Genomic DNA, 20,398 nt, shown 5'->3' with positions numbered 1-20,398 from the left:
ATGGAATAAAACTAGTCGGAGATGATCTTATGAGCAAGATTCTATTCTCAGTCCAAGTTCGATTGGTGTCCGATCTTACCCGTTCCAAACAGTTCTATGAAGAAGTGCTGGGTTGTGAAGTAAATGACGTTTGGGCGGTCAGGGATGATTTTGCGCTCGGATTCAAGCTGATTCAAGCGGAATCCAGTACAGATGTCACACCGAATCCAGCAGGCAGAGACCAAGAAACGCCATGGGATACATACGCATATGTGGATACACATCACGATTTAGATGAATTGTATGAGGAACTGACCTCCAGAGGGGCCGAAGTGGCACAGGAACCTGTATTCATGGAAGCGGACTGGGGCGTGTGGAAGGATTTTGCGATTCAAGATCCGGACGGCTACGTGATTGCATTCGGCTCAGGGGAAAAGGACTAGGTGGATGCGATGACGGACATCGATATGAAGCAGGTCCTTATTAGCAGCGACCCTTCCCTGTTGGATTTGGACGCCATTGTACATTTTTTGCGGCAAAGCTACTGGGCTAACGAGCGCTCGGACCAGAAAATCAAAAAATCGCTAGAAGGCTCTACGTGCTTCGGGGCATATTATAACAACCGACAGATCGGCTTTGCTCGCGTGGTGACGGATGGCGCAACGGTTTATTGGCTGTGTGATGTGTATGTGGATGAAGCTTATCGGGGGCTTGGAGTGGGGAAGAATTTAATCGAAACGATTACGACCCACGAGGATTACCGAAATATATTCGGCATATTGTCTACCCGGGATGCCCATGGTCTGTATGAACAATACGGTTTTGTCCGCGATCACGGAAAAACGTTGACTCGAATGCCGGACTTTTTAAGGAAGGATTAGTTGAAATAATAAGGAGTTTATGATGGTTAGTATTCGTCGTATTCATTATGATGATTTAGATGATCTTATCCTGTTATATGAAGAGTTGGATGAGAGTACCGTTGACGCAATCAAAATGAAATCTCTATTTTTAAAAATGCAAGAAAACGATCTTTATTTTTTGCTCGGTGCGAAGAATGAGGAAGGCTCATTAATTGGGTCGGTTATGGGGATACAATGCTACGATCTGACTGGTGATTGTAATTTCTTCATGATGATTGAGAATTTAATTATATCCAGTGCTTACCGGCGTAAAGGAATCGGTAAACAGCTTATTATGCGGATTGAAGAAATTGCTATCGAACGAGGTTGTCATTTCATCACACTTGTTACTGGGAGCAAGAAAGCCGAAAGTCATAAATTCTATAAATCCCTCGGATATGAGGACGGTATCATTAAAGGGTTTTATAAAAGCTTGCCCTGTTAAGAAGGGGGATCATCTATCTATGATTATATGGGTTAACGGCGCATTTGGTTCAGGTAAGACCCAGGCTGCGCATGAGCTTCAGCGAAGAATCCCGAACTCGTACGTGTACGATCCGGAGAATGCAGGTTACTTCATTCGCGATAATGTGCCGAGGGATGCGAAACGCGATGACTTTCAGCATTATCCGATGTGGAGGGAGTTTAATTACTCCATGTTTAAGTATTTGGACCAGGAATCCGATCAATTGATCATTGCTCCGATGACCATTACAAACGCGGAGTATTTCGATGAAATCGTTGGTCATTTGAGACGTGATGGCGTGGCAGTACAGCATTTTACATTGTGCGCTTCCAAGGAAGTACTCCTTAGACGACTGCGGAGCAGAGGGGAAGGTTCGAATTCTTGGGCCGCACAACAAATTGACCGATGCATTAGCGGATTCTCGAATGAAGTGTTCCAGCATCATATCGACACGGATCATCTATCGATTGATGAAGTGGTAGAGAGTATCGCTGCATTGGCAAATGTGAAGCTATTGCCAGATCATCGTAGCTCAACTAAGAAGAAACTCGATCGAATCAAAACCAAATTTGCGCACATCCGATTTTTTGGATAACAAGTGGAAAAGGTTTATTCCAAAGTGTGTGGTGTAGAGTTTAGCGATACCGAGAATATTAACAAAAAAAGGCGATTTCTCTTACAGAGAAGTCGTCTTTTTGTGTGTTTAAGATAACAAAAATCAAATCATTAAAATATTTTATATATAGCTAAATATTTTGCCTTGATGAAAAAAGAGCCCTTCATGTACGTATATTATCAATAAAATCAAGGAGGAATGGAGAGTCCAAACAGAATTGGATGTGCGAATTCACAAAATTACATTGACAAATACCTAAAGATGGATTATTTTTTGTACATAGGAATTAAAGTTGCATAAGAGCAAAATAATTGGTTCGTGGCAGGACGAGACTTGAGATTTTCCCGAATTGTCTAAGGATTGAGTAAACTCATTATAGATGTGGAGTGGAGGAGAAGAAGATGGAGAACAAGAGGACTAGTAGAAACAGGATATTAATAGGGGCAGCCGCCATTCTGAGTTTGCTGCTGGTGTTATCCGCGTGCGCTTCGGGAGAAGTGAAACAGGAAGGAGCAGCGGGTGAACAGGGAGATAAGAAAATTCGCGTGGTTACAACCATTGGACAGATTGCGGAGCCTCTCTCCGTTATCGGGGGAGCCCGGGTCGAGGTACTGAGCTTGATGGGGCCCGGCGTCGATCCGCATTTATATAATGCAACCCAAGGCGATATCAAGAAATTGGATAGCGGTGATGTTATTTTCTATAGCGGGCTTCATCTCGAAGGCAACATGACCGAAATATTCGAACAGATCGGTAAGAACAAACCTGTACTGGCGATTGCGGATGCCATCCCGAAGGATCAATTGCTGCAGGATGATACGCAGGCCATCGATCCCCATGTATGGTTTGACATCGATTTGTGGAAAGCGTCTTTGGATTCGGCTGTAGAGAAGCTGAAGTCCCTGGCCCCGGATGATGCTGACTATTTTGAAGAGAACAAGCAGAAGTATTTTGCCCAGTTGGATGAATTGAAAGCCGAGGCCAAGGATAAGTTGAGTCAGATTCCGCAAGAGCAGCGGGTCATGGTAACCGCTCATGATGCCTTTGGATATTTCGGCCGCTTGCATGGTCTGGAGGTAGTTGGACTGCAAGGCCTGAGTACGGAGGATGAAATCGGCCTCTCGGATATCAACGGAACGATCGATATTCTGCTGCAACACAAGGTGCCTGCGGTATTCGTTGAGAGCAGTGTCAATCCAGCTTCGATTAATGCCGTTATTGAAGGTGCTGCCAAGAAAGGGCTGGATTTAAAGCTTGGAGGAGAGCTCTTCTCCGATGCCATGGGCGAAGCGGGAACGACGGAAGGGACTTATATTGGTATGTATCGTCATAATGTCGAAACGATCTATCATGCATTAACAGGAAGTGGTGAATAAAATGTCTGTACTTCAAGTTCAAGACCTCAATGCATCCTATCGTAAAAATAAAGTGCTCCACCATGTCTCCTTTAAAGTGGAGCAAGGCTCTTTAACCAGCATTGTCGGGCCGAACGGCGCCGGTAAATCAACGCTGTTAAAGGTCATGCTGGAGCTTCATCCCAAGCTGTCCGGGAATGTGTCATTCTTTGGATCAAGCTTAAGCAAAACCAAGACCCGTGTCGGCTATGTGCCGCAGCGCGGATCCGTGGACTGGGATTTCCCGACCGATGCGCTGGATGTTGTCATGATGGGCCTATACGGCCGGGTGGGCTGGCTGAAACGACCGAACAAGAGCCATAAGGAAAAAGCGATGGCATCGCTGGATCAAATGGGCATGGCGGATTTTGCCGACCGCCAGATCAGCCAGCTCTCCGGTGGACAGCAGCAGCGCGTATTCCTTGCTAGGGCGCTTGTCCAGGATGCCGACCTCTATTTCATGGATGAGCCGTTAGCTGGAGTTGATGCAGCAACCGAGCGGGCGATTATGACCACGCTGAAGGATCTGAAAATGGCCGGTAAAACCGTAATGGTTGTCCATCATGATCTGCAGACGGTTGAGGATTATTTCGACCATGTGCTGCTCCTGAACCGTACGGTCATTGCGCATGGGAAGACGGAAGACGTATTCACGAAGGAGCATGTATACCGCGCCTACGGCGGTTCGCTTCGCTGGATGAAGGAGGCGTAACGCATGCTGAATTCATTACTATCTCCTAACACGCAATGGGTGCTATTGAGCACATTAATTCTGGGTATGGCAGCCGGCATGATCGGCTGTCTCGCCTATTGGAAGCGGCAAAGTTTGATGAGTGACGCGTTGTCTCATGCAGCTCTTCCCGGTGTCGTGATTGCATTTGCATTGACCGGAAGCAAGAATCTGCTGGTGATGATACTCGGGGCTGCTGCCAGCGCCTTAATCGGAGCCTGGATGATCCAGTGGATCCGCACCTCCAGCCGCATTAAGGAAGATACGGCCATGGGCATGATTCTATCCGTATTTTTCGGATTGGGCATTATGCTGCTCACGATCGTGAACCGTACAGCGGGCGGGAATCAGAGCGGACTGGATAACTTTATCTTCGGTCAGGCTGCATCCATGGTTCGTAAGGATGTTTTTACGATGCTTATTCTGGCCGCTATAGTTATTCTGGTCATCTGGATTGGCTTTAAGGAATGGAAACTGTTTCTGTTTGATCCCGATTTTGCTGGGGGATTAGGGTTGAATAGCCGTCTGATGAATAGCCTCTATATGGGGGTGCTCGTTCTCGTGATTGTCATTGGCATTCAGGCTGTTGGTGTCATTCTGATGGCGGCCATGCTGATCATACCTGCCGTCAGCGCAAGATATTGGACTCAATCCTTTAGAATGATGGTCACTTTGTCGGCAATATTTGGAGGGGGCGCCGGGTTTGTCGGCACGCTGGTCAGCACGATAGGAAAAGGGTGGCCTACAGGGCCGTTCATCGTTGTGGCTTCTTCCGTATTGTTCACGATCTCCCTGGTCTTCGGAGCTGAGAAAGGCCTGCTGATTCAGGCACTGCAGCTCCGATCCCAGAAAAAAGAACATCTGGATGCGGGCAATCAAGCCGTTCTTAGTCCCCGGTTGTCCGAAAGGGGGAGCAATCAATGACCTATACAGGATGGATATTGCTCACGGCTTCTCTCGTCGGATTGTCTTGCGGTATCGTTGGCGTGTTCCTGATACTGCGCAGAATGGCGATGATGGCCGATGCTATCAGTCATACTGTGCTGCTAGGGATTGTAACGGCTTTTATCGTCACAAGAGAACTAAGTGGACCTCATATGCTGATCGGTGCGATTATTGCCGGATTGCTGACTGCGGTCCTCGTTCAATGGTTTCATTCCCGGGGCGTTCAGCAGGATGCATCGATCGGTGTTGTATTTACAACCTTGTTTGCGATTGGCGTTATCCTGATTGCAACCCAGGTTGGCAATGCGCATCTGGATACCAAGCATGCCCTCATGGGTGAAATTACGTTCGTGCCATGGGATGTGATGCATGTCCCATTGTTGGGAGAAGTTCCGAAAGCTACCTTCATGCTTGCAGCCGTACTCATCGTTGTGGTCATCGTGATACTGGCATTTTACAAGGAATGGAAGATTACGTCCTTTGATCCGGCCCTTGCAGCCAGTATCGGCATTCCTGTCGTACTCATGCACTATGTATTTATGTCGCTGGTCTCCATCACGACGGTTGCATCGTTCGATGCTGTGGGAGCGATCATGGTGGTGGCTATGCTTATAACCCCTGCGGCGGCGGCTTATCTCTGGACGGATAAACTCTCCATTATGCTGGTATTAAGCGGAGCATTCGGCGTCATTTCTGCATTCATGGGATACTATGTCGCGTTATGGCTGGACACCTCCATCTCAGGATCTATGGCATTTGCCACTGGTATTGTATTTATTATCAGTTTCCTGATCTCTCCGAGACATGGCGTGCTTTCCCGTTATCTTCATAAATTTAATACGCACGGCAGTGAAGAGAAACTGGACGGTGCATCCTAAAATAAGGATCCTATATGAAGCTTGGGCGAGTAGATGCCCAGGCTTCTTTTTCTCTTCAAAAACCTAGGGTGTGGTATAATTAGGAAAAAAATTCCGCAACTGTGATGAAGGTTATTTCAAGGAGTGAGTACATATGTACATGGAGTCAACAAGATTGGTGATCCGGGATTTTCAGGAGGAGGATATTGCTAGTATTCATGCCTACGCTTCTGACCCATTAGTGACCGAGTATACGATGTGGGGACCGAATACGGAAGAGGATACTTTTCAATATTTAACGGATATCCGCCAAATGAAAGAGCAGAGCCCTCGTGACAGCTATGAACTGGCGATCGTGCTGAAAGATAGCGGCCGTTTAATCGGGGGTGTGGGTCTTCACCGATCCAAGACGAACGCAGAGCTTGGGTACTGTTTGAATTCCGCCTATTGGCGACAGGGTTATGCTTCGGAAGCGGCTAGCGCCATGTGTCGTTTTGGTTTTAAGGAGCTGGGAGTTAATCGGATCTACGCCACATGCAGGCCGGGAAACATCGGGTCAGCTGCGGTCATGCGCCATATCGGAATGAAGCAGGAAGGGCATCTTCGGCAGCACTTATGGTTTAAAGGCGCTTACCATGATTCCTATTTATTCTCCATCCTCAAAGATGAATTCGAAGTCTAAAATCTATCATATGGTTAAGGAGCTCCTGCCTGCATGGAAAATACCGAATTGTTGATCCGTCATAATGGAATTTCGATTTACGAGGAAGCGTCAGGTAAAGTGTATTATACCAAAGAGAATCATGTGTCCGTTGTTGTTCTGGCTAAGCATGGCGATCAATTGTTACTCATCCGTCAATATCGCGCAGCCGTGGATGACTACGTCATTCAGTTACCCGGCGGTGGCGTAGGTGATGAGGAGGACCTGGAATCGGCTGCACGCCGTGAGATGCTGGAAGAAACGGGCTGCACATGCGGCAGGCTTCATTATCTGGGCAAGCTGTATCCGGCGTCCTGGAGATGCAATGAAATGGCCCATGTTTATTATACCGATGAGGTGATAAGTCAAGCGGAGCAACAGCTCGAGGGATATGAGCACATCGACGTAGTAAGAATGAGCGTGAAGGAATGTTTGCATCGGATAAAGGAGAACGAGCTTCAGGATTCCGAGCTGGTTTTTGCGATGATGCACGGTTTGCTCAAGGGATTCTTTCAGCATATATAAAACATATCGTGGATAAAAGAGTATAGATCGATTCAAAATAATCTGAAAACCGAACAAAGAGCCATGCCGATACAGAACTTATCTGTAGAGGGCGGCTCTTTTTTTGCGTGAAATATGGACCAATTCATCATTTATGCCGCGGTGACAAACTTGGAGACCTGGGAACGAATATAATCCATTATGAGCATAAAGGAGTGTTCGAACTATGGGAAGGCATCTGCTGATCTATGATGTGGAGTGGTGGATCTTAGGAAAGCATGCAAAGGTCATTCAACAGCATCATCCCGATCTGGATCTGATGTCCATCGGAGAATTGGATCGGTTTCTGGAGCAGCACAGCAGCGATGAAATCAATCAGGCCTATGACCGAATATGTTCGTTGTGCCTGGGGATCGCAGCTTACTGCATATTCAAGCATATTCGAATCGATGCTTCAGCCGCTGTCTCCTATTATTACTTCAGTCAGAATTATGAGACTCTCCGGGAATGGCAAGAAGATGAACTTGTCCCCGATCCGGAGTTTCTCAGGCTTGTCATCCCCAGAATCGGGGTTATAGGCGCGATGAACGAAAGGCTTAATCAAGCTCTGCGAAAGGTTGCGCCGGAGGCGAACGTGGAATATATCGGGCATTTTGTAGACCACCGATTATTTCAACCATCAACCCTATTACGCAGGAGCAGGAGCCCGCTTGTGGTCGGTTGGGCGGGTGATCCTGCTAAACGATCCAAAAATTACACTACATTATATAAGCAAATCCGAGACCACTTCCGTCATGATGAAAGAATTACATTTATGGAAACGGCCGGGGCGTATTCTTATGAAGATATGCCTAACTTTTATCATCAGCTGGATCTTCTTCTGATCACATCGGCGAATGAGGGAAGCGGAGCAACAGCGCTGGAGGCCTATGCATGCGGGGTGCCTGTACTAGGGACCCATGTGGGCAATGTCAAGGCAGCGGCTCACCCGGAAGCGCATGGCTTGATCCTGGACAGCGACATTCCGGAAGATTTTATTACCTTGATCCATTCATGGATAGGACAGAAGCGCAAGCTGAATGACATTGGAGCGCAGTGCAGACATTACATTGAGTCATTCTGGACGGTAGAACAGGGGATTGGGCGTTGGTTAAGCGTATTATTTCAATTGGATAGGTAGTATGGCTATGAAGGAGGGATGCGTGTGTTAAATCGAGTATCCGTGCTGATTCCGTATCAATCGGATGGTAACGGACCCAGGGATTCAGCTTTTGAATGGGTATTGGGCTACTACGCGCAGGCTATGCCGGAAGTCGAAGTATGCGTAGGCGAAATAACGGATTCCGGAGAGCTCTTTAGCAGATCCAAAGCCATCAATCGTGCCTATCAACAGGCTACCAAAGACATTATTGTCATTGCAGATAGCGATATTGTATACGATCCGGCTTTATTGAAGGAATCCTTGACTTACGTAAATAGCGGGCAGTGGGTCATCCCCTTTAGTCGAATCCTTCGTCTATCCGAAAATACGTCGCGGCTGTTATTGCAGCATTCAAGCGGCTGGCCATTGGCCGTTAAGGCAGAAATGGTTGTAGAGCAGGCGACCGCGTTTGTGGGAGGTTTCAACGTGCTTAGCCGCGAAGCTTATGAAACGGTCGGAGGATATGATGAACGATTTGTCGGCTGGGGCGGGGAGGATGAGGCATTTGCCTACGCGCTGGATACCTTGGTTGGCCGTCACATCCGCCTGGAAGGGGAAATGGTTCATTTTTGGCATCCATTCGTAGGACCTGACGGGAATCCCAATTACGATTCCAATTACGCGCTGTATCAGCGGTATAGCCTAGCAAGAGGCGATGTTAACGCGATGCGAAAATTGATACTCGAACAATCTTCTCAATAAGGAGGAGCAAATCGCTATGAAGCTGTCAGTCATTGTACCGGTATTAAATGAAATAACCTTCATTCCCCTGTATGTAGAAAGCGTAAGCCGCTTCGCGGATGAAATCATCATCGCCGATGGCGGAAGTACAGATGGAACCATCGAAGAGATTGAACGTCTTCAGCATCGGTATGCGATCCGACTGTTTCATGTCCAGCAGAGCGGATTGCCATACACCGAGGATTGGAACGAGTCCGTGGTGCGTAACTTTCTGATTGACCAGGCTCAAGGAGACTGGATTATGAATCTGGATATCGATGAAATGATGGAGGACCGTTTTGCTGAAGTGTTGCCCGAACTCATGAACCGATCAGATGTGGATATTTATCAGTTTCCCTTCGTTAATTTCTGGGGAGATCCATGGACGATCCGGGTGAACAGTCCCGGTGATGAACGCTGGTCAAACGACATCACCAGAATGTGGCGGGCCAAACAAGGAATACGCTATCGTGACGAGAAGCATCACTGCACGCTGGAGGCGGCAGAAGGCAGGAGTATATGGAGCATCCCCCGCGGGCGAAGCGATGTGAACGTGTATCATTACCACTATGCACTCGGCAGCAAAATCAAGTTCAACGATAACCGCAGAGGCGATGTCAATGTGCAGATGAATCTCGGACAGCCGGATTGGAACTTCAAACCCGAACAATATGATATCGTCACACGGCCTTATGAGGGTCATCATCCTGAAGTGGTCATGAACTATTTGAGTCGGCAGAAAGCCCTGGAATCAACGGAATAAATTTATACAACAACAACCCCTCCATGATCTGATTGTCACATTCAGTTATCATGAAGGGGCTGTTTTTTTTAACTTATCTTTCTGTTACCTCATGGACAGACAAGCACAGATGGCTAACCGCTTGAGATACACCGATCGGTTCCAATACTTGCAGCTTCGATATTTGAGTATGCAAGGAATTGAGCTGTTGTTCATGATAGCTTAAGGAATCGGCCCAGTATTGAACGGAATGGACCTGGGGGTGGATATCCGTAGAGCCGCAATAAATGACTAGATCAAACCTGACATTAGAGAACAAATCGATTCGGTTTGTAAAATACAGCTGGGGTCCTATTTTTCGAGTCCCCACGATTTGATTGCCATGATATAGATGGGTATACACGATCACCAAGAGGTCCTCGTTCTCGCATAATCCCTTCACGATCTGCTGCCAGCGCCTGGAATTGGTTTCCCATACGGTAAGGCCGAGCACCAGGACTACTTTCTTCCCGGTTTGGTTGACTCTGGAGGCGATTTCGGCTGGTTGATCCACTAAATGAAAAATGCTATCCGGTCCTTTTGGCATTCTCCACGGTTTGTTCCACTTTTGTTCATAATAAGCTTTGTTCTTATTCCATAACTCGTTATAGACATTATTATTCAGCTTATTGATCGTAACGCTGCCGTGATGATATACAAAGGCATCTTCAACGATGGCCAGACGGTACCCGGCATTCCTGACGCGTTCGCAATAATCATCGTCCTCAAACATTCCAAGGCCGAAAGCGGGATCCAGTGCACCCACGTGCTCCCACACACTCCGTCTAATGGCTACGCAGAAAAATCCAAGCAGATCCGTATAACGGTATTTTCGCCGATAACGTTCGTAGAATTCGCTCAGCCAACGTGGATTGGCACCTTGAATGGCATCCCCTATAAAATGATCCAGCGCTTGATCATTTCCCACATGATTGGACATCGGACCTGTCATTGCAAGTTTGGCATCCTCTTGAAAAGGTCTGAGCAGACGAGAGATCCAGCTTCCGTCCGGAACAATCGTATCGTTATTTAGCAGGATGATAAATTCTCCGGTAGAGTGCTCACATCCCAGGGTGTTGCCGGCGGCAAAGCCAAGATTCGTAGACGAGGTTATCACCTGGATCAACGGATGACGCAGGCTCCCGAGATAGGAGGATGTCTGATCCTTCGAGGCATTATCAACAACGATAACCTCCAGGTTAGGATAATGACCCGGTTGGAGGAGTCGATGAAGACACTGCTGCGTATAGGACCAGTTATTATGAAGGACCAGGATAACACTGACTTTGGGATATAGATGCTGCACAATATAAGCATCAAGTGCTTCATAACGTTGACCCCAATTGTTGAGCTCCGCAAATTGCTGCCGCTGTTCAATTGCGCTGTTCTCGGACTCAAGCAGAGCAGCTTCAATCGCCTCTTCAAATTGAACTTCCGTATTGGCAATCGTGACGATGTTACCTGCAACCGTCCTTACTTCAGGAAGTTCCGTAGAAATGACGGGTTTACCGGCTGCCAAATATTCATACAACTTGACGGGATTGGTAGCTTGTGTCAGTTCGTTCTTCTTGAACGGAATTAAAGCAACCTGGAACCGATGCAGATACGCCGGAAGTTCACGATACGGCTTTTCTCCCAGCAATAATACGTTACTCAGCTCCTCGATTCCCGAGGTATCGCAGCCAAAGGTGTGCCCAATAAGGACAAACGTCCATTCCGGCCGGCTCCGGGCCAGTGACTCCACCAGTTGAATATCAAACCAGTCCGAGATAGCCCCGTAGTAACCGATGATGGGCTGATGGATGGATTCAAGTTCGGGCAGAACCTCATCCGGCGGCTTCGAGAAGTAATCGGAATTTACTGCATTGCGGATAAGTACAGTGGCCGGATTGTATTTGGCGGCCCAATCATACAGATGCTGAGAGGTTGTCACCACAAGCTCTGCTTCCCGAAGCAGCTGTTCTTCCAGTAGAAGCATGGATTTGTCGTTCGTTGAGAAGCCGCCATGATGGTCCATGCAGTCGTAGACGATATGATGCTGATCCATCGCGGTAACGAGCGGAGTCCAGAACGGGAGATCCACAATCGAGACCAGTTGGGATAGTCCGAATTTATCCCGAACATATTCAACCGACCATTTTAAATACTGAATATCCCAACGATCCATTTCATCTTGGTATAGATTTAACGGTCGATTCGCGCATAAGGTGACAAGCCATATATTTCGAGCAATATTTTTGACCTTTACCTGGCGGCTGATTTCTTCTCTTGATGCATCTTCTTTACCTATGCTGATCATCTCCGGAGTTACATAGAACACCCGATGCCCCTGCTGCGCAAACTGCTCAGACAGTTGTTGGGGCCGCTGCCATCGAAACTGCCAATCGATAACGGGAAAACGTATAACATCGTATAAGGCCTTGGTCTTTGGCCCGATCTTCGCGGCAGTCAGCGTATCCGCCGCTTTGGCTGACTGAACAGAGACTGGCTCCATATGTTGTACGGACCGCGAATACGTCATTGGAAATGAGACCGCGGGAGAGAGAGGGGAAGCCGATCGCTTCTTGCGGTTGTACTTCAGGTTCAGGCGGCGATGTTTCCCGCGACGTGATGCGGATCGATTGGTGGTAGACTTGCGTCGGCGGTGCTGCTTAATTTTATTCAAGATTAGCCTCCTCACTGGTGCAATGGTCTATTTTACAAAATATGTATCATCCCAAATATCTGTATGGGTAGAACACCAGGTGCAGCGCAAAATCCTTAAATGATCAGGAAGTGTTCCCGAGCCATTGATAGCTGAAGCCTATAGTTTTAGGCCATTTTCTTATCTTTGTACATTCCGAGTTGCCACTGTCCCGACTCTAACATAAGGTACCAGTGAATATACAAAGGGAGGAAGCTCTTGTGAGGAGATATTGGAACCTTGGTCATGACGGTGAATGCAAGGAAATCACAGGCCGAAGAAAGAAAAAGCATGCGAAACCATCTCATTCGGTGTGGAGGAAAATCCTGATTCTACGTCGCAAACTCATACGCAGCATTGAACAGATCCGATTGCAGATTGCTCAGTTGAGTGCACGCATCATCGCGCAGCAGGAGCAGGTGAATGCACGCATCAATGCGCTGCAGGAGCAGGTGAATGGTTTAGAAGTAGGACAAAGCAGCAGTGTCCTTGCTTTATTAAGAGGAAGGCTGAATACTCGGATTACTGTTGTAACTACGGCAGGATCCGTATTCGGAACGCTGGTTGCCATCGGTGAGGATTTTATTCAGATTGCTGAGCCTAACGGCAGCATAGTCATTATACCGTTCCGCAGTTTGTTGTCTATCGCTTAGATAAAAGAGAGGAGGGAGAACAGAGATGAATTTTTCAGAAATTCTGGCTACATTCGTGGGCAGGACGGTAGAGGTTATTCAGACCAATCAATTTCTGCAGGGGCAGTTCCGTTCCTCATCAGACGGATTGATTACGGTGGAGGTTGTGAGCTCGAATTATATCCCTACCTCACAAGTGGTCACCGTATTTAATGATACGATCTCATTCGTGCGCATTCTGCCCCTCTGAGTGATTTGCCATTTCCGATTCATTTAACTTGTCTATTAAAGAGTTCTTCCATGCCGGATAGCGGTGGGGATAGCGATGGGTCATGCTGGAATTTCTTAGTCTTCGGTGGTAAAGCGTCTCCGGGACATGGTGAAGCTTGCTGGTTTTGGATAGCTTGAATAAAAGCCCAATATCTTCATACAGTCTTCCTTCATAAAGGGTGTTATGATCCCAGCCTTTCTGCTGCTTGATTATAGAGACATTGAACATGCGCGGGGCAACAGCCGGGGCATCGTCCAGCAGCAATTGGGAAGACAGGGGAAAAGGCGCAGCCTTAACTCCTTGATATATCAGTTCTTTATTTGCGCGTTCAAGCCATTCCATATGATCACCATAGATGACGGCAGCATTCTGCGCTCTGCCTGCTTCCCGTATGAGAATTTCCAGCGCATTGGGGGGCAGCCAATCGTCGGCATCAAGCTCCAATAACCAGGGGGCCGTCGCCATATTCAGGATTCGATTCAGTGCTTTTGATTTCCCTGAATTTCCCTCCAAACGTACCATCTTCATTCGGGGATCCAGAGGCAGTCTCTGCAAATAAGCTGTCGTCTCTTCATCGGATGAACCGTCATCGAGAATGACAAGCTCCCAAGCCCCACAGGTCTGTGCCAATACGGATCGGACAGCCCAAGGAAGATATGCGCCATCATTATAGGTGCACAGAGCAATCGTCACCTTTGGAGGAGTGGCGGCTCTTAATGTTGGTGTATGTCCTTGGGCGGCAGCTTGAAGAAGCGGTGATAATGCGTTCCATTCTTCCGGTTCTTTCATCCAGGCAGGGGCGATGCGATGAGGATATAAGATTCCATCGGAAACCACTTCCGTCCACTCATATCGGGTTGATAGCTGGAGTTGTTTATCGATCAACACGTATTTTTGGAATGGCAGCAGATCCCTCGTTGTAAAACCCGGTGTCTGTTCATTCATTACAATCTTTGTGCGCCATAACAGGGGACCGCGGGGAAAACGGAAGGATGGAACAGGTCTGTAACTAGATGCGGCCGGCTGATCTATGATCGTAACGGGATTCACACTAAAGCCAGGTGAGCGGTCAGTGCAGGTTTGCAGCCACCGTTCGATTTCTTTCTCGGCATAAGGTTGTACAGCATCTCCGGCATAGAGTGTCATAAACCACGGATGCACTTCCCGAGATAGGGCTTCATTCATTACAACTGCAGATTGTTCTTCGATTTGAATCACGATAGGACGCGAATTAGAAATAAATCGCTTAACCGTGGATACGGTATTCTCGCTTAGACGCGGATATAAACCTGGAAGAATAAACACGAGCATGGTCGTTATCGTTCCTTTCTGGATCCTTACGGAAACGGCTTGTATACGGATTTAAACGAATGTATAGCAAAATCTGTTTATCTTATGCCCATATGCGCGCGCGGGATACAAAATATTGCCTGAAACCTACTCTTTGTTGCGACGTTCTGGTAAATCGGGAATAATAGAGTTTGGAGCTCGACAGCCAGGGATGGGGGATATTGATTCAGATGAAATCGACGTATAGTCAAATCATTCAGCAAGCACAACAATTTGCGCGTTCTGTTCTCGAACAGGATTCAAGCGGTCACGATTGGTGGCATGTACAGCGTGTCACCCGAATCGCGCGGGTCCTGGCATATCTTGAAGGTGCGAATGCATACATATGTGAATTGTCGGCATGGCTCCATGATGTAGCCGACGAGAAGTTGAATGAATCGAAGGAAGCGGGTTACGAACGGGTTCAGCATTGGTTGACACAAGCCGGTGTGGAAGCTTCCGACCAAGAGAACGTTTTGGAGATTATCAGTACGATGTCATTTTCGGGCGGAACAGGAAGCACCATGCGTACATTGGAAGGCCAAATTGTACAGGATGCAGATCGTCTGGATGCGATAGGCGCTATCGGTATTGCCCGAACATTTGCTTATTCCGTATGGAAGGGACAAAGCATGTATGATCCATTCATTCCCCTTCGGGAGCATATGACACGAGAGGAATATCGAAAGGGCAAAAGCACGGCGATTAACCATTTCTATGAAAAGCTTCTGAAACTGAAGGACAAGATGAATACGGAATCAGCAAGGCTGCTGGCAGAAGGCAAGCATCAAAGTCTCGAACTCTTTCTTCAGTTATTCGATAAAGAGTGGGCGATGGGGAATGAAGCCTACCTGCACGAATCCCCGATGCATCGCGGGAATGTTTCGCGTGTCCATATTGCCTTCGATGATTCAACGGCAGGGTCGTTAAAGTTGATGCTGCGATCGAAACCGGGAGAAATCGTAGTTACATTGGGCGATGATCTCATGGTTGGGCCGCTTCCGAAAGATGAGGATTTCTCCCGTTCATTTGCCATCCGAAATGAATGGTTTATGGAGCGGTATAGCATTGGGCATGCGGATGACAGGAAGTTAGGGATGCTACAAGCAGCCTTCGCTTGGCTTACTTGGCCCCAGCAGCTGAAGGAGGTGCCGTGCTTGGTTTGGGCAGGGGATTCCGCCTCGGAACAACTTGGTCTGCGCAGACTGTTATCACTGATACCGGATCATCACGATGTTAGGTTAGTGAATGCGACAAGTTATCTTCACAAGCAAAACCCGAACATTTGGTATCGAGGTACATTTGAGTTAGCTATGGATAAACTTCAAAACGTGCTGGACACAGCCGAGCATGTTCCATTGTCGCCGCAAGATCAGGCTGGCTATCGTGCGGATTGGCAGCGTATCCTGAACGAAGATGGGGCTCTGCGCGTGCTTCAAGGGGAGCTGTTACGTACCGTTCCTGAATCTTACTGTGATGCAGATATACTGCAAGCCGCTTATCGTCTTGAGGCTAGACACGGGTTCTTCAAGAAATCGGCCCGCATTATTGGCGAGGTGATTGGAATGGGTGAATTAACCGTATCCGACTCCTTTATCGAGTATCGGGTTCGCCACCTGATACAGAAAGGAGCTTTAACCTATAACGGCGAGCTGACTGCGATGCGAAACTACAGCGTGTCCCTTGTTGATGCTTCGGCGCCCGAGGAGCAGTGGAGCAATGAGCAGCGCTTGGCCAAGGCCGTAAAGGTGAAAACGCTGCTTCATGAGTTGATGGAGATCAACCATGTGGAGAGAGGTCTGATGGAAGAAATCCGGCAGCTGGATGCAGTAGATCTGGGATTATCTGTATCCTCCAAGCCGGAAGCCTTAAAGAGCAGCTTGCAATCTCAAATCGATAGCCTGTTGGTCGTGTATCAACATCATCAAGAACAACGTGTGTCCTTCATGGGATCCCTGGAGAAGGTGTTGATCCAGATCGATGAAACGGCTCCGAAAGAATAGATTAAGGACATTCGTACAAGGTCGGAATCGTTATAGTATTCCGACAGAGAAATGATAGTGGAAAGCGGTGGAGTTATGTTATTTACAGCACATCAGATTCAAACCATAAGAGAACAAGCGTTTGGGATGGACAAGTATAGACAAGTAACACCCGAAGTGCTGGCAACTATATATGATCATCGTTTGTTTCACTTGTTTGTGCCCGATGAGCTTGAAGGACGAATGACCTCGCTGCCGGAGGCTACGCGCATTTTTCAGGAGAGCGCGAGGATCGACGGTAACCTGGGATGGCTGGTTACGATTGGAGCAGGTGGAGGATTCTTCGCGTCACTGATGAGCCGGGAGGTGAGCCGCCGCATATTCGCACACCGAGAAGCGGTGATTGCGGGCAGCGGGATGCCGACAGGTACGGCAAGACAGGTGGACGGCGGATTTATTGTGAACGGCAGCTGGAAGTATTGCAGCGGTTCTACCTATGCAACGACCTTTACAGCCAATGCAGTTATCGAACCGGGTTTCGCGGTACAAGACGCCACTGGCGAACTGACTGCAGATCAGGACGAGCCCCTAATTCGATCCTTTATCCTGAATCCTGGTCAAATCGAGATTCTGGAGGATTGGAATGCCTTCGGGCTGCGGGCAACGGCGAGTCATACGATATCCGTTGTGGATGCATTTGTGCCGTTTGAGATGACGTTCTCACTTACGGAAACCCAAGGGTATAAGAACGAAACGATCTATCAATATCCCTTCCTTCCATTTGCTCAAGTGTCTTTTGCCGGAGTCGCCGCCGGTATTGCCGAGCATTTCCTTGAGGCTGCAGAATCACTTGCGACACAGAGGGGAAGCTCTTCTCATCTGATCGGCAAGCTGGAGGAGCGTAAAGCTGCGTTGGAGCAATCTGTTTCGGATTTTTATGAGTCGGTGGAAGGCTCATGGGAGGAGCTGCTGCGTAACGGTGAATTATCAAATGCAACAGAAGCAGAGGTAACCTCCCGAAGCATAGCAACAGCCCAAACCGCGTTATCCTGCGGCCAGCAGGTGTTCCCGCTGCTGGGTTTATCCGCTGCGATGGAAGACGCCGAAATCAATCGCTGCTGGAGGGACCTTCAGACGGCATGCTCGCATGCGCTGCTAAGAAGCTTCTGATTGAGAACTAAAGCCATTTAGAAGTAAAAACCATGGGCTGCATACCAGGCAGCTCATGGTTTTTATGTTCTCGGCTTTGACAGAGATGCCTTCATTCGCTTCATTTGATAGGACTTATTCGTCAAACCAGGAAATAACGCTGCGATAACGGCAGGTAGGAAGATGGGGCGCTTGTCAGCTTTTCGCCGTTAACGCTTACCGCATAAGTCACCGGATCCACCATAATTTCGGGAGTTTCTCCATTGTGAATAAGATCCGTTTTTCTCACAGTTCGGCAGTTCCGGACAGGCAGGAGCTGCTTCCGCAATCCCAGTGGATCAAGCGTACCCAACTGGAGGGAAGATTGGGATACGAAAGTAGCGCTTAGCGCAGCCTGGGCTCCGCCATAACTGCCGAACATCGGCCGATACATATAAGGCTGCGGTGTAGCGATCGACGCGTTGGGGTCGCCCATGACGGCATGGACAATCATGCCGTTCTTCAGCACGATCTCCGGCTTGGCTCCGAAGAAGGCGGGTTTCCAGAGTACGAGATCGGCCATTTTTCCGACCTCGATGGAGCCGACGTAATCGGATATGCCGTGGGTCATGGCAGGGTTAATGGTGTATTTGGCAATATAGCGCTTGATTCGAAAATTGTCCGATTTCGTATCCGATCCTAGCGGACCGCGCTGCTGTTTCATTTTGTCCGCTGTTTGCCACGTACGGATAGCGACTTCGCCAACACGTCCCATCGCTTGAGAATCGGAGCTGGTCATGCTGATTGCTCCTATATCATGCAGAATATCCTCAGCTCCGATCGTCTCTGCCCGAATCCGGGACGCGGCGAAGGCAACATCCTCAGGGATACGCGGATCGAGATGATGGCAAATCATCAGCATATCCAGATGTTCGTCAATCGTATTCACCGTATAGGGCATGGTCGGACTGGTCGAGGAGGGGAGGACATTCGGCATGGAAGCTACCCGCAGCAGATCCGGGGCGTGACCGCCTCCTGCACCTTCGGTATGGTAGGTATGAATCGCCCGGCCGTTAAAGGAGCGTAAGCTGTCTTCAACAAAACCCGCTTCGTTCAGCGTATCGGTATGGATGTTAACCTGCACATCCAGTTCCTCGGCGACGTTCAGGCACTTGTCGATTACGTAGGGCGTGCTGCCCCAGTCTTCGTGGATTTTGAGTCCAGCCGCACCGGCATGGACTTGTTCGGCCAGCGCTTCCGGACGACTGCTATTCCCGCGGCCAAGAAAAACCATATTCATGGGAAGGGCATCTGTTGCTTGCAGCATCCGCTGCAGGTTCCATACCCCAGAAGTACAATTGGTTGCCAGTGTTCCCGTAGCAGGCCCGGTGCCTCCTCCAACAAATGTAGTGACACCGCTTTGGAGCGCGATTTCGACTTGCTGTGGACTGATAAAGTGCACATGGGAATCCACGCCGCCGGCTGTTACGATCAAGTTCTCGCCGGAGATGACTTCCGTGCCTACACCGATAATCATCCCGTCGGTGACACCATCCATCATGAGTGGATTCCCCGCTTTTCCGATACCGCTGATGAACCCGTCCTTGATCCCGATATCCGCTTTAACAATCCCCCAAGTATCGAGAATGATGGCATTCGTAATGACAAGATCAAGGACGCCTTCCGCGCGGGTCGCGAGAGGATGCTGCCCCATGCCGTCACGTATCACTTTACCGCCGCCAAATACGCATTCATCTCCATAGACGGTATAATCTTTCTCAATCTCAAGCCAGAGGGAGGTGTCGGCGAGTCTAACCCGATCCCCTGTCGTAGGCCCGTACATGCTGGCATAAGTAGCACGATCGATTGTTGTCATAAGCTCACCACCCCATTGGTTTTTCCGTTCGTTAAACCTGCAAAGCCGTGAATCTCCTGGCTGCCGCCAATTTGAACAAGAGTGACCTCCAAGGTTTCCCCGGGTTCGAATCTGGTCGACAATCCGGAAGCGATATCGAGTCGATAACCTTGCGTGCCGTTCCGATCGAATTGCAGGGCCGGATTGCTTTCGTAAAAATGGAAGTGCGACCCTACCTGGATCGGGCGGTCTCCGCTGTTCGTAACTTCACGCGTAATGCGAGGGCGGCCGGGTACCAGCTCGATCGGCTCATCTCGCAGGTCGTATTCGCCTGCAATAATGTCGGAAGAAACGGCAGCGCCTTGAATCGGGTCATGAACGCTGACCAGCTTGGTACCGTCTACAAAGGTGGCTTCGACCTGAACTTCTCTAAGCAAGTGGGCCACGCCGTCCATCACTTGATCGGCTGACAGCACATGACGCGCTTCCTCCATTAATTCGGCTACAGACTTACCATCACGAGCTCCTTCAACAACAAAACCTGAAATGAGTGCCGCCGCTTCCGGATAGTTCAATTTCAACCCGCGGGCTAAACGTTTCTGCGCTAATTCCGACGCGAGAAAAAGCAATAATTTGTCTCTTTCTTGGTAAGTGAGGTGCATCCAAGCCACTCCTTTTACATTGTTTGCGTTAGAATACATTACATTACGTGAGGTGAATAGA

21 protein-coding genes are annotated in these 20,398 nt (G+C 48.6%); 17 read left to right on the top strand and 4 right to left on the bottom strand.

The window, feature by feature from the left end; translation table 11 throughout:
- The first annotated feature begins 29 nt into the window (after window positions 1-29).
- From PLA01S_RS03665 to PLA01S_RS03605, 13 genes are all read left to right on the top strand, one after another.
- Complete coding sequence (locus PLA01S_RS03665) at window positions 30-422, top strand: VOC family protein (protein ID WP_127590135.1); 393 nt, start codon at window positions 30-32, stop codon at window positions 420-422.
- A gap of 9 nt (window positions 423-431) precedes the next feature.
- Entirely contained in the window at window positions 432-860 is a 429-nt protein-coding gene (locus PLA01S_RS03660; protein ID WP_127591021.1) for a GNAT family N-acetyltransferase, read from the top strand.
- A gap of 22 nt (window positions 861-882) precedes the next feature.
- On the top strand, window positions 883-1,326 hold the full coding sequence (locus PLA01S_RS03655) for a GNAT family N-acetyltransferase (RefSeq protein WP_164817291.1): 444 nt from the start codon (window positions 883-885) through the stop codon (window positions 1,324-1,326).
- A 19-nt stretch (window positions 1,327-1,345) separates the two neighbouring features.
- Window positions 1,346-1,942 carry an ATP-binding protein gene (locus PLA01S_RS03650; protein ID WP_127590133.1) on the top strand — a complete coding sequence of 199 codons (597 nt, stop codon included), beginning with the start codon at window positions 1,346-1,348 and terminating at the stop codon, window positions 1,940-1,942.
- Window positions 1,943-2,364: 422 nt separating this feature from the next.
- Complete coding sequence (locus tag PLA01S_RS03645) at window positions 2,365-3,339, top strand: metal ABC transporter solute-binding protein, Zn/Mn family (RefSeq protein ID WP_127590132.1); 975 nt, start codon at window positions 2,365-2,367, stop codon at window positions 3,337-3,339.
- A 1-nt stretch (window position 3,340) separates the two neighbouring features.
- Window positions 3,341-4,069, top strand: a complete 729-nt coding sequence (locus tag PLA01S_RS03640; RefSeq protein WP_076323422.1) for a metal ABC transporter ATP-binding protein — start codon at window positions 3,341-3,343, stop codon at window positions 4,067-4,069.
- A 3-nt stretch (window positions 4,070-4,072) separates the two neighbouring features.
- The gene (locus tag PLA01S_RS03635) at window positions 4,073-5,011 is read left to right on the top strand and encodes a metal ABC transporter permease (RefSeq protein ID WP_127590131.1); all 939 of its coding nucleotides are present in this window, start codon (window positions 4,073-4,075) and stop codon (window positions 5,009-5,011) included.
- Complete coding sequence (locus tag PLA01S_RS03630) at window positions 5,008-5,910, top strand: metal ABC transporter permease (protein ID WP_127590130.1); 903 nt, start codon at window positions 5,008-5,010, stop codon at window positions 5,908-5,910. The genes PLA01S_RS03635 and PLA01S_RS03630 overlap by 4 nt, the downstream gene beginning before the upstream one ends.
- Before the next feature lie 133 nt (window positions 5,911-6,043).
- Complete coding sequence (locus PLA01S_RS03625; RefSeq protein ID WP_127590129.1) at window positions 6,044-6,571, top strand: GNAT family N-acetyltransferase; 528 nt, start codon at window positions 6,044-6,046, stop codon at window positions 6,569-6,571.
- Window positions 6,572-6,604: 33 nt separating this feature from the next.
- Window positions 6,605-7,114, top strand: coding sequence for an NUDIX hydrolase (locus PLA01S_RS03620; protein ID WP_127590128.1), 510 nt, complete (start codon window positions 6,605-6,607; stop codon window positions 7,112-7,114).
- A gap of 205 nt (window positions 7,115-7,319) precedes the next feature.
- Window positions 7,320-8,273, top strand: coding sequence for a glycosyltransferase family 4 protein (locus PLA01S_RS03615; RefSeq protein ID WP_127590127.1), 954 nt, complete (start codon window positions 7,320-7,322; stop codon window positions 8,271-8,273).
- 24 nt (window positions 8,274-8,297) lie between these two features.
- Window positions 8,298-8,996 carry a galactosyltransferase-related protein gene (locus PLA01S_RS03610; protein ID WP_127590126.1) on the top strand — a complete coding sequence of 233 codons (699 nt, stop codon included), beginning with the start codon at window positions 8,298-8,300 and terminating at the stop codon, window positions 8,994-8,996.
- A 16-nt stretch (window positions 8,997-9,012) separates the two neighbouring features.
- Window positions 9,013-9,777: a glycosyltransferase gene (locus tag PLA01S_RS03605; protein WP_127590125.1), complete on the top strand. Its 765-nt coding sequence runs from the start codon at window positions 9,013-9,015 to the stop codon at window positions 9,775-9,777.
- A gap of 73 nt (window positions 9,778-9,850) precedes the next feature.
- Here PLA01S_RS03605 and PLA01S_RS03600 read toward each other — a convergent pair whose 3' ends face one another.
- Window positions 9,851-12,460 (bottom strand): glycosyltransferase, encoded by a 2,610-nt coding sequence (locus tag PLA01S_RS03600; RefSeq protein WP_127590124.1) that lies wholly within the window; start codon window positions 12,458-12,460, stop codon window positions 9,851-9,853.
- A gap of 239 nt (window positions 12,461-12,699) precedes the next feature.
- Between PLA01S_RS03600 and PLA01S_RS03595 the strand changes: the two genes are divergently transcribed.
- A complete protein-coding gene (locus PLA01S_RS03595; protein ID WP_246059306.1) occupies window positions 12,700-13,131 on the top strand; it encodes a hypothetical protein in 432 nt (143 codons plus the stop codon).
- Between the two features lie 25 nt (window positions 13,132-13,156).
- Complete coding sequence (locus tag PLA01S_RS03590; protein ID WP_127590123.1) at window positions 13,157-13,360, top strand: hypothetical protein; 204 nt, start codon at window positions 13,157-13,159, stop codon at window positions 13,358-13,360.
- Here PLA01S_RS03590 and PLA01S_RS03585 read toward each other — a convergent pair.
- Window positions 13,334-14,692 (bottom strand): glycosyltransferase family 2 protein, encoded by a 1,359-nt coding sequence (locus tag PLA01S_RS03585; protein WP_127590122.1) that lies wholly within the window; start codon window positions 14,690-14,692, stop codon window positions 13,334-13,336. The genes PLA01S_RS03590 and PLA01S_RS03585 overlap by 27 nt on opposite strands.
- Before the next feature lie 209 nt (window positions 14,693-14,901).
- On the opposite strand from PLA01S_RS03585, the gene PLA01S_RS03580 reads away from it, so the two are divergent.
- Window positions 14,902-16,713, top strand: coding sequence for a DUF3658 domain-containing protein (locus PLA01S_RS03580; RefSeq protein ID WP_127590121.1), 1,812 nt, complete (start codon window positions 14,902-14,904; stop codon window positions 16,711-16,713).
- A gap of 75 nt (window positions 16,714-16,788) precedes the next feature.
- On the top strand, window positions 16,789-17,862 hold the full coding sequence (locus PLA01S_RS03575; RefSeq protein ID WP_246059305.1) for an acyl-CoA dehydrogenase family protein: 1,074 nt from the start codon (window positions 16,789-16,791) through the stop codon (window positions 17,860-17,862).
- A 121-nt stretch (window positions 17,863-17,983) separates the two neighbouring features.
- On the opposite strand, the gene ureC is transcribed toward PLA01S_RS03575, so the two are convergent.
- Window positions 17,984-19,696: an urease subunit alpha gene (ureC, locus tag PLA01S_RS03570; protein WP_127590119.1), complete on the bottom strand. Its 1,713-nt coding sequence runs from the start codon at window positions 19,694-19,696 to the stop codon at window positions 17,984-17,986.
- On the bottom strand, window positions 19,693-20,337 hold the full coding sequence (gene ureA, locus PLA01S_RS03565; protein ID WP_127590118.1) for an urease subunit gamma: 645 nt from the start codon (window positions 20,335-20,337) through the stop codon (window positions 19,693-19,695). The genes ureC and ureA overlap by 4 nt, the downstream gene beginning before the upstream one ends.
- Between the last annotated feature and the right edge of the window lie 61 nt (window positions 20,338-20,398).

This window comes from Paenibacillus lautus NBRC 15380 (assembly GCF_004000945.1).
Classification (GTDB): Bacteria; Bacillota; Bacilli; order Paenibacillales; family Paenibacillaceae; genus Paenibacillus_AQ; species Paenibacillus_AQ lautus.
This window is presented reverse-complemented; position numbering and strand designations above follow the sequence as displayed.